Origin of the sequence: Streptococcus sp. CSL10205-OR2 (genome assembly GCF_025660655.1) — a bacterium.
Taxonomy (GTDB): Bacteria; Bacillota; Bacilli; order Lactobacillales; family Streptococcaceae; genus Streptococcus.
Genome location: NZ_JAOTIN010000001.1, coordinates 138,534 through 155,340, shown reverse-complemented (window position 1 = coordinate 155,340; position 16,807 = coordinate 138,534). Strand labels below are relative to the sequence as shown.

Here is a 16,807-nt window from a genome sequence, read left to right as displayed (position 1 = left end):
TTTTGATAAGAAAAGACAATTTAGCAAGAAAAACTATATTATCTGAGTGTAAAAATTTATGATAAAAACAAAAAGCACTTTTTTCGGAAAGAAATAATTTAAAAGGAAATGACAATTTTACATTAAAATTATTAAAATACGAAATTGAAATAATATGTGAATTAATATTTTATTGTGTACAAATAGAAATTGAAGTGCTAAAATATATTTTGTAACCGTTTTCTAAAAAAATATATAAAGGGAGATATGGCATGAAACATTTTTCTTATTATAAGAGATTAAAATTTTCAATTAGACGTTTGTCAGTAGGTGTTGCTTCTGTTGCTATAGGAGCATCACTTTTTGGTGTTAGCCCTGTTTTGGCCGATCAAACAGAAACAACAAGAAGAACTACAGAAACAGTGACTAATGATGCTTCATCATTAGATCAGGATGAAACTAATACAGTTGCTGAAAATAGTGAATCAACGAAAGCTACAAATGAAACAGTTATTCTTGATGAAACTCTTCCTGAAACAACTGAAACACCAGAAGTTGTAACAAATCATTCAGCAGAGACAACTCCTGATCCAGTAGAAACGACACCTTTAATGGCAACAGCACTTGAAGATGACGCAGAAGGTGAAAGTGAAGCGCCTGAAGTTTTTGAAAAACCAGCCAATGCAGTTGGTGCTATTGACTCATTAACTTTTGACAATGGTGTTGCTAATATTGTTTATAACACTGGTGAGAAAGCTAAGGTTAGCCTATATAATGACCATGTCTTTAGATACTATATTGATAAGACAGGAGAATTTGTAGAAGATCCAGTACCAAGTAGAGAAGATAGACCAGCAAAAATTGCGATTAAGACATTAGAGGATTATCGTAATACTAACAGTGCATTAGGTAGTATGTCTGAAGATGAAACTAGCTACAAAATTACAACGGATAAAGTCCAATTAGTTTTTGACAAACAGACTGCTAGATTATCTGTTTTTGATAAGGTTTCAAACAACCTCATTACAAAAGAGGTTCTTCCAGTTCAAATCACTAATAATAAGACAACACAAACACTGTCTCAAGATGACAATGAATACTTCTTTGGTGGTGGGATGCAAAATGGTCGCTTCACCCATAAAGGCAATAAGATAAATATTGTCAATGAAAACAACTGGGTTGATGGTGGTGTGGCGTCACCAAGTCCATTTTATTGGTCTACAAAAGGTTACGGTGTTCTTAGAAATACCTTTAAGCGTGGTCAGTACGACTTTGGAACACAAGAGCCATCACTCATGACAACAGCTCATGATGAAGATCGTTTTGATGCTTATTTCTTTGTTAACAATACGCCTGCTAATCTTTTAAAAGATTATTATGAATTGACCGGATCACCCGTTGTTCTGCCAGAATATGCCCTTTATCTAGGTCATTTAAATGCCTACAACAGAGATTATTGGGTAGAAGTGCCAAGTAATACCAGAGGTGCCATCTTATTGGATGGCAAGTATTACAAAGAATATCAACCCAACCAATTGCCTGAAGCTGACCGTCCAAATGCGATCAAAGAAACCTTAAATGGTGAAGGAAATAGTTATAAATTCTCAGCTCGAGCAGTGATTGACCGTTATAAAGCTATGGATATGCCATTATCATGGTTCTTACCAAATGATGGTTATGGTGCAGGTTATGGTCAAACCGATAGTCTAGATGGTAATATCCAAAACTTGAAATCATTCGTTGATTACGCCAAAGAAAATGGTGTTAAGGTAGGATTGTGGACGCAATCTGACTTGTATGATACAGATCCTAGCAAAGAAGTTGTTCTTCACAGAGATATTGATAAAGAAGTAGGCGAAGCTGGTATTCGTGTCATTAAAACCGATGTGGCTTGGGTTGGTCCTGGTTATTCCTTTGGTTTAAATGGTGTGGATAAGGGTGCAGAGCTCATCACTGAAAAGAGTGAAGAAAAAGCAAGACCATTTATCATCTCACTTGACGGTTGGGGAGGAACCCAACGTAGTGCAGCCATCTGGAGTGGTGACCAAACAGGAGGAGAATGGGAGTATATACGTTTCCACATCCCAACTTATATCGGATTAGGTCTATCTGGAAATCCTAACATGGGGTCAGATATGGATGGTATCTTTGGTGGTGCTAATCCGATTATTAATGCTAGAGAATATCAATGGAAGACCTTCACTTCAATCATGATGAACATGGATGGTTGGGGAGCAAAACCTAAGACACCATTCTCATTTGATGACAAGACAACAGACTTAAACAGAATTTCATTAAAACGCAAATCTACTTTAGTGCCTTACGCCTACTCAACTGGTCATCAAGCAAGCACTGAAGGAAAACCAATTGTGAGAGCCATGCTGATTGATTTCCCAGATGAAGCTATCAATTATTCTAAATCTGTTCAATATCAATATATGTATGGTGATAACTTGTTGGTTGCGCCGATTTATCAAGATACTGCCATGCAAGAAAATGGTGATGATATTCGTAACAACATCTTCTTGCCAGATGCCTCTATTGAGTGGATTGATTTTTATACGGGCGAAAAATACCAAGGTGGTCAAGTCTTAAATGGCTTTGAAGCACCACTTTGGAAAATTCCTGTGTTTGTTAAAAACGGGGCTATTATCCCGATGACAAATCCTAATAATAATCCAACTGAGATTGATCGTACTAATCGCCTCATTACTTTCTACCCTCATAAGGATACTAACTTCACTCTAGTAGAAGACGATGGTTTAACAGTTGATTACAAATCAGGTAAAGTTGCTAAAACACTCATTGAGAGTCATGCTGGCGATTCTAACGTCAAAGGATCAGCTATTTTAACCATCAATGCAACCGAAGGTAGTTTTGAAGGATTCAACAAAAACAAAACCACTGAACTTCATGTCAATGTTTCTGAAGATGTTGACAGTGTGACAGCAACCATCAATGGTGAAGCTGTTACTCTAACGCGTGTTAATAGTTTAGAAGCCTATCAAAATGGCACTAATGTCTTCTTCTACCATGAACATCCCATCATGGAAACTTATAATCCTAAGAGTACAGAGGTTCAAGGATTACGCGTGGCTCAAAATAGTCTTGTAAAAATTAAATTGGCAGCAGCAGATGTATCAACGTCTAAAATGGTGGTAACAGTTAATGGTTTCATCAATAAAGCTGCAGATAAAGAAGTTCCTGAAGATTTAGCTGAACCAACTGTTCCCACTCAAGTGGAAACACCAGAAGAACTTATTTCTGCAACTTCTATCACAGTTGTTTGGCAACCGGTAGATGATGCAGATACTTATGATGTTAAGAGAGATGGTGTCATCTACACAGGCATTAAAGGCAACTCTTTCTTGTTTGAAGATTTAAACTATGGTAGCTCACACGAGTTTGCAGTTAGAGCGGTTAATGCGAAAGGTGTTTCTGATTGGTCAGCTGTTGTTACTGCAAAAACCAGTGAAGACCCATTGATGAATGCTATTGAAGGCATCAGTGCCACATCAAGTATGACGGCACAACCAGGTCAAGGTCTTGAAAAATTGTTTAACAAACAACTAGGTGACCAATTCCATAGTCAATGGAGTCAACGAGTAACCTTCCCAGCAACCATTACCATGGACCTTGGTGGTGTTTATCAAGTCGATTATTTGGAATATCATCCAAGAACAGATGGTGGTTCTAACGGTATTATTACTAGACTTTTCTTTGAAACGAGTGAAGATGGTAAAAACTGGACAAGAGATGAATTTTACACTAACTGGGCTAGAAATAGTCAAGTAAAAACATATCGCTTCACAGCTCCAAAAGCTCGTTACGTTCGTGCTAATATTGCAGCAGGCTATAACAATTTCGTCTCTGGTGAAGAAATCTTAATCTTCAAAAAACCGGGAACAAGAATGGAAATTGTTGGAGATATTAACCGCGATGGTAAAATCTCTGAAGATGATAAGACATCCTTCTTAAACTATACTGGTCTTAGAACTGTGGATAGTGATTTTGATTACATCAAACACGTCGATGTTAACAACAACGGTCTGATTGATGCCCAAGATATCAGTGTGATTGCTGTTCAACTAGAAGGTGGTGTGCAAACACCAGCCACTCAAGCACCTTCTGGTCGCATCTTCTTAGAAGCTGATAAGTTGGAAGTGGCTACTGGTGAACAAGTTAAGGTGAGATTGATTGCTGATAATTTGGACAATACTAATGCCTTAACATCTGTTTTCCAATTTGATAATACGAAATATCGTTTAGTAAGCAATTCAGTGACACCAACAGACTTTATCAAGCAAGCAGAAAACTTTTCTCGTGTGCGTGCGCGTGATGAAAAAACGGATGTTGTGTTCAGTTTTGTGAACTTTGGTCAAAAAGAAGCAATGTCAGGTTCAGGAGAAATAGCCTACATTACCTTGGAAGCTTTGAAAGATGTTTACTTAAATGAAAGCACTCTTGATAACATTTTAGTAGCCAATAATTTAAGAACTCAAACGGTTTTAGCATTGCCAATTCGTCAAACCATTGATTATGAAGATAAGGCAGTTGTTCCAACTGAGGTGAAAGCAAGTAGAGCAACTCAAGGTGGCGTAAGACTTTCATGGCATAAAGATCCAAAAACTATGTGGTATATTGCAGAACAAGAAGTATCACAAGGTGGTCAAACACAGTTTGTTGAAGTCAATCGAACAGAAAATAATGTTCTTAATGTTTACAATCTTTTGCCAGAAACAAGTTATCGTTTCAGAGTGATTGGTAATAATCCCCTTGGAAATTCAGAACCATCTGAAATCATTTCAGTACAAACAGTGACGAAAGATCTTTCTCATAAGATTGATGGTATTACCGCAACTGCAGAAGCTCCTGATCAACCTAATCAACCGTTAACATTACTATTTGATGGTGATGAATCAACGCAATACCACAGTCAATGGTTTAATGATAAAGCTGTTCCATCATCAATGGTATTAGATTTAGGTAGTCAACAGATTGTTGATCATATTATCTATGTCCCACGTAGAGATGCTGGGAATGGCACATTGACTAGCTTGACAATAGATACTAGTCTTGATGGTGACAATTGGTCAAGTACTGGAGAAGTGATTAACTGGGTAAGAAGCAGTGGTGATAAAGTAGCTTACCTACCTCAAAATCGTAAAGCACAATTTATTAGATTGAATTTTAAAGCAAGTGTTGGTGGCTTTATTTCTGGACAAGAACTCTATGTCATCTCTGGTTCAGGTAATGACGGTCAAGTAGCAATTCCAGATACTGCCCCAACAGCTGAAGACAAACCATCAATTGAATTTAGCAATGGTAGTGGCGTCGTAAATGACTTACCAGAACTTGAATTCTCAACAGAAAAACGTGAGTTAAGAGATGATGCGTCAGGTGTCTTGGTTCAACTAGAAGTCGGTGAAATAGCTCATATTTCTGGCATCAGTGTTGGCCATAAAGAAACCCAAGATCCAAAGACACCAAATGTGCTTAAGGATCAAGACTATGACCTCTTTGACATCTCACTTGTTGATGCTAAAGGTAACGTGGTTAGTCCACTAAAAGTTACCTTAGTTATCATGCCAATCGATGATGGAAAAGTCGTTGAAAAAGTGGTTTACCTACCAAATACTGACCAAGAAGAAGAGCTTGACTTTGAAATGACGCCATACGTAGATGCTGATGGTGTGACTCTTCAAGGGGTTGTCTTTGTTGCAAAACACTTTAGTGAGTATGGTATAGTGTATAAGACAGCTCAAAGACCTGAAATCAAGGTTCCAGATAACTATCCGACTTATGAATTGCCAGAATCAGATTTTGTTCCTGAGACAGCTGTACCAAATACAGCACCAATGGCAGAAGATAAGCCAGTCTTTGAAGGAACCTTAGAAACACAAGTGCCTAAGACTGCACCAAGTTTCGATTTGCCAGAAGGTAAGATTGAAACAGCTGTACCAAACACAGCACCAAGTCATGAGTTACTAGCCTTTGACGGTAAGTTGTCGCCAATGAGTAAAGGAGATAAGGAAGCGAAAGGTATGTCTGAGAAGAAAGCTGACAAATCCTCTTCAACAACACAAGCTAAAGCTTTACCAAACACTGGTGATGATTCAAGCTCACCAATTCTTGGAACAATCACTGCTTTATCGTCACTCGCTTTATATGGCTATGGCAGAAAAAGACGTGACAATGAACTGTAATTGCTAAGCCATTCTCTCCAAAACAAAAAGACAAATCAGTTAACTGATTTGTCTTTTTTAAACTATTTTTTTTAAAATAGTTTTTAAATAGAGGTTTTAAAATAATAAAATACTTATTTTGAGGTGTTTTAGGGGGATTCGTATTGAATTAATAAATTAAGTATGTTAATATATTCTTTGTAAAAACGCTTACAAACATAATATTACTTTTTTAAATTTTAGGAGGGATTTATGAATCGACGTGAGGAATCAAATTGGAATAAACTTTTTCACTATTCCATTAGAAAAACAACTCTAGGAGTTGGGTCGGTAGTTGTCGGAGTTTTCTTATTTGGAGCAAATCCATTAGTCGCAATGGCTGATACAACTGAAGCAGCAACACCAGAAGTAACGGCACAACCAGAGGTAACTTCAAAAGAAACACAACCAGAAGTTTCTGAAGTTGGAGAGAGTCAAGCTTCTTCTGAAGAAGTTGCAACATCGACTGAAGAATCTACTACTCCAGTTGCTGAAGCTGAAAATTCTACTCAACCAGCCACAGAGGACATTTCAGAAGAGATTATAGAAGAAACTCCAGCAACACCCGTTGAGGAGCTACCAACTACACCAGCCACAGAAACTAAAGTTGATGTCCCAGATGATGCTAGTGAAGTTATCTATAATGGTAAGTGGTTTAGAACCAATCAAAAAAATAAATGGAGCAATTTCTCTAGAAATGAAGATAAGAGTGATATCAGTGCGACTTTATTCTTTAATGGAACTGGTATTGAAGTTACAGGACAACTAGCACCAAATCATGGAATTTATACTGTCGAACTAGATGGTCAAACGTTACCATTTCAAGATGGTTTTGGTCATTCAACAACTGTTAATGGTGTAAAATATTTCAGCGGGCAAGCAGCAGAAAGAACAGCTGATCAAAAATTGATTACATTAACTGCTCTTCAAGAAGGTATTCATTCCTTAACTGTTCGTTTAGATTCTGAGAAAAATGATAATGCTCAAAATTTTGGTATTCAAATTGATCAATTCGCCATTTTAGGAAGTCAACCACAGATTTTATCGAAAACTACTGTGGTAAATGCTTACCAAGGAGCTTATAATGCCTTAAAAGATTATGCTAGTCTAGCAACAAATCCTGAAGCTTACCAAGAAAAACTTGATGCTTTAACATTAGAACTAGAAAAAGCAATTCCAAACTTAACGAAAATCCAAGAAATTCAACTAGAATTGATTGCATTGATTGGAGAAGCTGGAACGGAAGATTCTGATTCGCCACAAGATGCTGAATCAGGTTCAGAAAATGATAATACTTCTGATACAAGTGCTAATTCTGATACTACAGACAGTACTGATACAACTGATGATACAGCATCAAATGATACAGCTAATACAGACACCTCAGATGCTAGTGAAGCAACTGACAATGCAAGCACTGGAGAAAGTACTGATATTACAAATGAAGGAAATTCTCAGTCAACAACTGGTGTTAGCACTTCTCCTAAAGAATGGCATAAATTTAATCACTTCACTAAAACAGATCAAAATGTGAATTTTGATAATGACTGGAAATTCCATTTAGGTGAAGTTGCGGGTGCTTCAGGTAAAGAATTTGATGATTCTAGCTGGTCAACTCTTAACCTACCTCATGATTTTAGTTTAACACAAGATTATACTACAAATGGTGAAGCTGAAAGTGGTTATAAACCAGGTGGGACTGGCTGGTATCGTAAATCATTTTCTATCAATGATGAGGTTGCAAAGGGACGTGTCAGCATTCAGTTTGATGGTTCTTATATGGAAACAGAAGTTTTCATCAATGGGACATCACTAGGAGTCCATCCGTACGGTTATAATGCCTTTAGTTTTGACTTAACACCACATCTCAAGGTTAATGAAGAAAACACATTGGCTGTTAAAGTGGTTAATAAAGTACCTAGCTCACGTTTTTATTCAGGAAGTGGTATTTACCGCTCTGTGCATTTAAATCTTGAACCAAAAGTACATTTGGCTGAATATGGGGTTTCTGTTAAGACCCCAGATCTTGCAACAACTCATAATCAAGCAACTGGAAGCACAATCAATATTAGTGCTCAAGTGATTAATGGTGATAGTAATACTGCCAATGTTCAAATAAAAACTATTTTATTTGAACGCAATGCAGATGGTAGCTTAGGTCGCGAGGTACATGCGACAGATTTAAGTGACTCATTAGCTATTTTAGCCAACCAAACTGGAACAGTTAATAGCACTTTCAAATTAGTAAACCCTAAACTTTGGTCTGTTGAAAATCCTAATCTTTATGTTCTTAGAACAGAAGTTTATAAAGATGGTCAAAAAATTCAAACCAACCAACAAGAAGTTGGCTTTAGATTTGTTTCTTTTGATGCTAACACCGGTTTTAAATTAAATGGTCAAGCGATGAAGCTAAAAGGTGTCAGCATGCACCATGACCAAGGTAGCTTAGGAGCATCAGCTTATTATGATGCTGTTGAAAGACAATTTGAACTCCTAAAAGATATGGGTGTTAATACTGTTCGTGTGACTCACAATCCTTCTGCGCGTGTTATGAAAGACATAGCTAACCGCAAAGGAATGATGTTGATTGATGAAGCCTTTGATACTTGGATTCATGCAAAGAACGGAAACACTTATGACTATGCTCGCTGGTTTGATCAACAATTAGGAGAAACAGCACAACACTTAAATGGTGCAAAAGGTACTGAACAAACATGGGCAGAATACCACATCAAACAAATGGTTAAAAGTGGTCTTAATGATCCCTCTATCATTATGTGGTCAACAGGTAATGAGGTTCTTGAAGGACATAACGGCAACTCATCTCGCTACCCAGAAATTATTACTAATTTAATGAAGTGGGTTGATGAAGTTGACGGTACTCGTCCATCTACTTTGGGAGACAATAAACTTAAAAATAAACATCAAACGTCTATTAGCATGGCCAATGCTTTAACCAATAAAACGCAAGGACCAAAAGGAATCGTTGGTTATAACTATGCTAGCGGTAGCCAATATGATGAAGGACACACGACTCATCCTGATTGGATTATCTATGGTTCTGAAACAGCTTCGGCCGTAAATAGCCGTGGTATCTATAATGTCAAAGGTAACGAGCAACGTACGGACAAACAATTAACAGCTTATGATCAAAGTACAGTGCCGTGGGGGAAAGTAGCTAGTGATGCTTGGTATGATGTTATTACTCGTGACTTTGTTTTAGGTGAATTTATCTGGACTGGTTTTGACTACTTAGGAGAACCAACGCCATGGAATAACACCACTTCTGGAGCAAAATTCAGTGATCCTCTACCTAAGAGCTCATACTTTGGAATTATTGATACAGCAGGATTGCCAAAAGATTCTTACTATTTCTACCGTAGCCAATGGAATACTAAAGATACGACCCTACATGTGTTACCGGCTTGGAAAGAATCAGTCGTTAAAAAAGATAATCAAAACAATGTTGAAGTTGTTGTTTATTCTAATGCCGCTGAGGTTGAATTACAATTTATCAATAAACAAGGAGAAACGAGATCTCTTGGCAGAAAGAAATTTACTAAAGAAACAACGCAAGCAGGATACACTTATCAAGTCTATAAAGGTGATGATAAGTCAAATACAGCTCACAGAAATCTCTACCTCACCTTCACAGTTCCTTATGAAGATGGTACCCTAAAAGCTATTGCCTATGATGTGAATGGTCAACTCATTAATGACACCGTTGGTAATAAAGAAGTGACTACTTTTGGTGTGGCTCATAAATTAGTAACAACTGTTACCAAAAAATCTGAACAAGCAACAGATCATTCTCTTGCTTATGTTGAAGTTGAAGTTCAAGATGAACAAGGTAATTTTGTTGCAGATGCCAATAATCTTATTTCAATTGCTGTTGAAGGACCTGCAGAATTAGTGGCTATGGATAATGGTGATGCGACTGATCATCAATCTTATCAAGATAATAATCGTAAAGCTTTCTCAGGTAAAGTAATTGCTATCTTAAGAATGACCGGTAAGACAGGTACAGTGAAAGTAACAGCTTCTTCTGTAGGATTAAACGCTTCAAGTGCAAGTTTTGCTGTGACTGGACAAGAAAATACTGGCGATAGAAAGATTGATAGTTATTATCTTTCTAAGACCATGTACATTAAAAAAGGAACACCACTTTCTCTTCCAGATAAAGTAACTGTTCGCTATACTGATGGCACAGAAGAAGAAAAAACATTAAGCTTTGACCAAGAAGCTATTGCTCAAGGTTTAGAAGCAGGTACGACTTTTGTTGCTAAAGGTAGAATTGAAAATCTTGACACTAATGCAGAGATTGTTGTTTCAGTCATCGATCAAGTAGCAGCGATTAAAAATATTAGTTTTGCTTCAGAAGTTGGTCAAAAACCACAATTACCAGCCCAAGTACAAGCTTATCTGGCTGATGGAACACTATTAAGTGCACAATTCCCAGTAACATGGAATACTCCAGAAGATACGCGATTTAACACAGAAGGTCTTGTAACGATTGAAGGTGTTGCTGATGTCTTGGGTGATAAATTACCAGTTAAAGCAACTATTCGTGTAGCTAGAAAAACAACACAAATTGATCAAAACGTCGCACCTGCAGTTGTTCAATTGACAGAGGATACAACAGGAACAACATCAGACAATCTCCAAGCGATTAAAGATGGTAGTTTAACGGTTTCTGCTAATCCAAAAGGTGGACCAAACCAAACTATTTGGTCAAACTATGGTTCTGCTCAAAGAGGTGACAAGGATTCAACCTTATCCTTTAGATATGATACTGCTCAAAATATAGCTCAGGTTGTAGTTTACTATCACCAAGATAGTGCGTCACTTCGTCTTCCTAAAGCAACTACTTTCTCCTGGAGTACAGGTCCAGGTGCTAACGCAGAAAATGTTTCAGCGACTATTGTTAATAGAGAAACAGTTGGTGGCTTAACTAAGATCACTTACCAATTAGAGAATATTACACCAGCAGTTATCTTTAATGTTCACATTGAAAACTCTAATGAAACATTAGCTAATAATCGTAAACCGTCAACTGGTATTGCAGAACTTCAATTGATGACAGCGATTGAAACTTTCACACAAAACTCAGATGCTAACATCAATAGTCTAAGAATTGGTAACTACACCGTTCCTACTAACCAGATTTCACAAAATATGTCAATTAAGGCAGAATTAGGTGACATTGTTGCAAGTAATACAGATAAAAACGTAGCCGTTACTATTCTTCCAATCAAAAATAATCAATTTAGATTATTTACTGAGTCAGAAGATAAAACGCGTCGTATGGTTTATGACTTAACTCTTGTTACTGAAAGTCCAGCAACGGATACTGATAGCCGTTATTTATCAAGGAATAGTGTTAATTTAACGGCAGGTTCAACCGAACAAAGAAATGGTAATCAAGTTGCAAATGCTAAGGACTTTAACCTAAATACTATCTGGCATAGTGCTTGGGCTGGTACAGCTAAAGAAAACTTGTGGATTCAATTAGATGCAGGTAGTGTCCAAAAAGTAAATGGTTTAGCCTATATGGGTCGTCAAGACACAAGTAACAATGGTAAGGTTACTGATTATGAAATTCTTGTCAGCAGCGATAATGCGACTTGGAGAAAAGTTAAAGAAGGTCGCTTTGATGATGTGAAATCATGGCAAGAAGTTACTTTTGAAGGTGTTGACGCACGTTATGTGAGATTAAAAGCCATTCATACAATGGGAGATTCATCATCTCAAGCAGATCGCTTCATGTCAGCTAGTGAAGTTCGTCTCAGAGTAGAATCAGATGGCACCACACCACCGCCAGCAGACCCACAAACACCAGAAACAACAAATCCTGAAGCACTTAAAGCCCAACGTATTAACCTTTCAATTGGTGCAACAGCAACCGCTAGTGATACAGAACGTGACTTCTGGGGAGCAGACAAGGCGATAGATGGTATTGTTAATCGTGGAGCTACTCCAAATACTACACAATCACGTTGGTCAACCAACCGTGGTGAAACACCTCGTGTTTTAACGGTCGATTTGGGTGCTCAAAAAACTATTGATTCCTTTGTTATCAACTGGGAAAGAACCAATATTAAAGGTTTCCATATTGAGTACTCTACAGATGGTAGTGCTTATCAAACTGCTTATCGTAAAACAGACGATACCTATAATGAATTAGACACAACAATCAACTTAACCACACCAATTACTGCTCAATTTGTCAAACTGACTGTTGATCGTTTTGATGGTGGTACAAGTAACTGGCCTTCTGTTTCTATCTATGAATTCCAAATTATTGGAACACAGACTATTGAAGATTTGGCTCATAAAAAAGTAGCCACTTCAAACGGTAACGAAGCAGCAAGCTTCAACGCAGATAAAGCTGTTGATGGTGACTCAACCACACGTTGGGCAAGTAGTAAAGGTCAAGGCACTAAATCGATTCAAGTTGATTTAGGAGCAGCTAAAGAAGTGGCTTCAGTTGTTTTAAACTGGGAACGTCAAAATGCGAGCCAATACAAGATTCAAGTTTCACAAGATGGTCAAGATTGGACAACCGTTAAAACATTAACTAGAAAACCAAGTGAACTAAAAGAAATCATCAACTTGGATACTCCACAAGAAGCTCGTCATGTGAAAGTATTGGTTGAGGCCTTTGATTCACGTGCACAAGATCGTTCTGGTCAAATGGTTGATTGGCCAACAGTTTCACTCTTTGATTTTGAAGTGTATGGTCAACCAATTGTTACAAAAGCAGTTAAATCTCTAAGGGACATTGCCAATGAATTAGTGCTTCCAGAACTTGCCAAAGGAATGACAAGTTGGACTCTACCAACAGTTCCAGCAGATGTGGACATTAGCTTTATTGGTGCTGATTTCGAACAAATTATTGACTATGACTTAACTGTTTATCAACCACTAGTAGACACAACTGTTCAAGTTAACTACAAGCTAACTAGAGGCGATGAAACTTACGAAACACCTGCCTACTCAATAGTTGTAAAAGGTCAGTACGAAGTGACTGCTGAAGACAATGCGGTTCTTCCAGTTGTACCAGGTATTGCAGAGTGGAAAGGTCATACTGGTCACTTTACGGTTAATGCCTCAACTCGTATTGTTGTTAATCCAAAAGATAAAGAAGCACTTAGCTATGCTGTTCAAAGCTTTAAAGAAGATTATGAAGCTATTACTGGTAAGTCTATTACCATTGTTTATGACACAACTCCAACTGCAGGAGACTTCTATTTTGAGTTGAATGAAACTCACCCAGGTCTCAAAGAAGAAGGCTACTTAATGACTATCGATGATGTTGTTAAAGTAGAAGCTAGTCATAAAACAGGTGCTTTCTGGTCAACGCAAACCCTTCTACAAGTCTTAAAACAAGATCCAGATCAAATTGCTAAAGGGATTGCAAGAGATTATCCAAAATACGCTCGTCGTGGTTTTGTTCTTGATGTTGGACGTAAACCAGTGCAACTATCAACCTTAAAAGATATGATTAAGAGTTTATCATGGTACAAATACAATGATTTCCAACTACACTTAAATGATAACTACATCTGGGTAGAAGAATATCAAAATACTGACAATCCTTATGGTGCATACTCTGCTTTCCGTCTTGAATCAGACATTAAAGAAGGTGGTAATAATGGTCTTAACAAGGCTGATTTAACCGCTAAAGATCTCTTCTACACTAAAGAAGAATTTAGAGACTTAATCCTCTTTGCGAAGAATCGTGGTATTCAAATTGTTCCAGAATTTGATGCGCCAGCTCATGCTTTGGCCTTTACTAAGGTAAGACCAGACCTAACAATGACTGATAAGAGTGTTAGACGTTGGGTTGACCATTTGGAAGTAAGTAATCCAGAAGCATTAGAGTTTATCAAGAGTGTTTGGAACGAATACCTTGATGGAGAAGATCCAGTCTTTGGTTCAACCAATGTTATTCATATGGGTGTTGATGAATTTGAAGGAAATAACGAAGCCTTCCGTGCCTTCACAGATAGTCTCTTGAAGTATGCTATCAGTAAAGGGAAAACACCTCGTTTCTGGGGAAGTCTAACCGCTAAACCAGGAACAACACCAGTTCAAGTTGATGGTGTTGAAATGAATATCTGGAGTGTAGGATGGGCAAGACCAGCCGACATGTATCACAAAGGCTACAAACTTATCAATACCTTAGATTCTTCACTTTATTGGGTTCCAGGTGCAAACTATTATCAAAACTTATTAAATAGTGAAGCACTCTATAACAACTGGGAAGCTAATAAGATGGGCAACACTGTTATTCCGGCAGGTTCTAAACAAATGCTTGGAGCAGCCTTTGCGATTTGGAATGACTTGATTGGTAATCGTGCTAATGGTGTCCAAGACTATGATGTCTATAAAGGATTTGAACAATCACTCCCAGCCTTAGCTGCTAAGATGTGGGGTAACCGTGCAGTTGGAAATTACCGTGATTTAACCGCTAGAGTTGAAGCTATTGGTAAACCTGCTAAGCAAAATCCTTACAAAGAAGTTGCTTCTGAATCATCTGTTATTAGTCGTTATCGCTTTGATTTAAGTAACTTAGAAGATCTATCAGGAAATAATAATGATGGAGTAACAGCTAAGAATGTTGACTATGAAGCAGGTAAGAACAAGACTGCTGTTCGTTTCAATGGTGGAGAAAGCTATATTGAAACACCAATTACATCAGTTGGACCAAATAACAGCTTCTCTGTCTGGGTGAAACTAGATGCCGATGCAGATGGGGAACAAATCCTAGCTGAAAATGGCCACACAGCTCTTAAACTGGTTCAAAAAGAAACTGGTAAAGTTGGCTTCTCAGCTGAAAACTATGATTATTCATTCAACTACACCTTACCAAAAGATGAGTGGGTACAATTAACCTTTAGAGGTTATGAAGGTCGTACAGAATTGTATGTCAATAATAATCTAGTTGATACCCTTTCTCAATCACAAACTGGTCGTCGTTCAGCTACCTTGGTATTACCAACGCAATTTATTGGTAGTAAGACAAAAGCTCTTAAGGGAATGCTTGATGATCTTGTCATCAATCAATACCAATCTGAGGAAGGTTATCTCGATAGAGCTGGTTGGCAAGTAGCAAGCGACAATGAAAATGCTGATGGTACTGCAGATAAAGCCTTTGATGGTGACTTATCAACCATTTGGCATACGAAATGGTCACCAAGTAAGCAAGAACTTCCTGCAAGTATTACGATTGATATGACAGCTCCTCATCACGTAGACAAACTCGTTTATGTGCCAAGAAAAGGGGTTAAGAATGGTAATATTACTGGCTACAAACTCTATGGTAAATTAGCTGAGGCTGATGAATATCATCTACTCAAAGAAGGTGCACTATCAGATGATGCTTCAACAAAGACAATCGCTTTTGCCACAGAAGAACTTCGTTATCTTAAATTAGATGTTATTTCTGGATTTGGTGGCTTTGGTTCTGCGGCAGAAATTATGGTTGCTCAAAGTGATATTAAAAAACCACTCAGAGAACTTGCTCTTGAAGGGAAAGCTCATCAAGAACTTGCAAGTCATTATACAGCTGATTCTGTTAAAGGATTAGTACAAGCTCTAGATAATGCTAAAGCTATTATAGCTAAAGCAGATAGCAATCAAGCTGCTGTTAGTCAAGCAATGACAAGTCTCCAAGCTGCTATTGATGCTCTTGAAATTAGCCAAGAAGAAAGAGTATCAAAAGTACCAGATACTGCTCCAACAGCTGAAGACAAACCATCTATTACCTTTACAAATGGTTCAAGTGTTGTTAATGACATACCAGAACTAGCCTTCTCAACAGAAAAACGTGAATTAAAAGATGATGCGTCAGGTGTCTTGGTTCAACTAGAAGTTGGTGAAATCGCAGCAATCGAAGGCATCAGTGTTGGTCATAAAGAAACCAAAGATCCAAACACACCAAATGTGCTTAAAGATCGAGACTACGACCTCTTTGACATCTCATTAGTTGATGCTAAAGGTCAAGCAATCAGTCCATTAAAAGATACTCTTGTTATCATGCCAGTAGATGATGGTAAAACAGTAGGAAAAGTAGTTTACCTCCCAAATACTGATCAAGAAGAAGAACTTGACTTTACGATGACAAGCTTTGAGGACAGTGATGGTGTGACTCGTCAAGGCGTTGTCTTTGTCGCAAAACACTTTAGTGAGTATGGAATTGTGTATAAGACAGTTCAAAAACCTGAGACAGCCGTACCAAATACAGCTCCAACGGCAGAAGATAAACCAGTCTTTGAAGGAACCTTAGAGACACAAGTGCCTAAGACTGCACCAAGTTACGAGTTACCAGAAGGTAAGATTGAAACAGCTGTACCAAACACAGCACCAAGTCATGAGTTGCTAGCCTTTGATGGTAAGTTAGCACCAATGAGTAAAGGTGATAAGCAGGCTGAGAAGAAAGCTGTTCAAGCCTCTTCAACAACACAAGCTAAAGTTTTACCAAATACTGGTGATAATTCTAACTCAGTAGTAGTAGGAACTATGTTAGCGTTGTCGTCACTCGCTTTATATGGCTATGGCAGAAAAAGACGTGACAGTGAATTATAATTGCTAGTCAGTTC

General features: G+C 37.8%; 2 protein-coding genes. Both read left to right on the top strand.

The window, feature by feature from the left end:
- Positions 1-251 precede the first annotated feature (251 nt).
- Positions 252-6,185, top strand: coding sequence for a discoidin domain-containing protein (locus tag N7659_RS00695; RefSeq protein ID WP_263275331.1), 5,934 nt, complete (start codon positions 252-254; stop codon positions 6,183-6,185).
- 231 nt (positions 6,186-6,416) lie between these two features.
- A complete protein-coding gene (locus N7659_RS00690; RefSeq protein WP_263275330.1) occupies positions 6,417-16,793 on the top strand; it encodes a discoidin domain-containing protein in 10,377 nt (3,458 codons plus the stop codon).
- Positions 16,794-16,807 lie beyond the last annotated feature (14 nt).

What these genes read in the sequence shown, in the direction of transcription:
- N7659_RS00695 (WP_263275331.1), top strand. Translation starts at nt 252, where the DNA reads ATGAAACATTTTTCTTATTATAAGAGATTAAAATTTTCAATTAGACGT.
- N7659_RS00690 (WP_263275330.1), top strand. Translation starts at nt 6,417, where the DNA reads ATGAATCGACGTGAGGAATCAAATTGGAATAAACTTTTTCACTATTCC.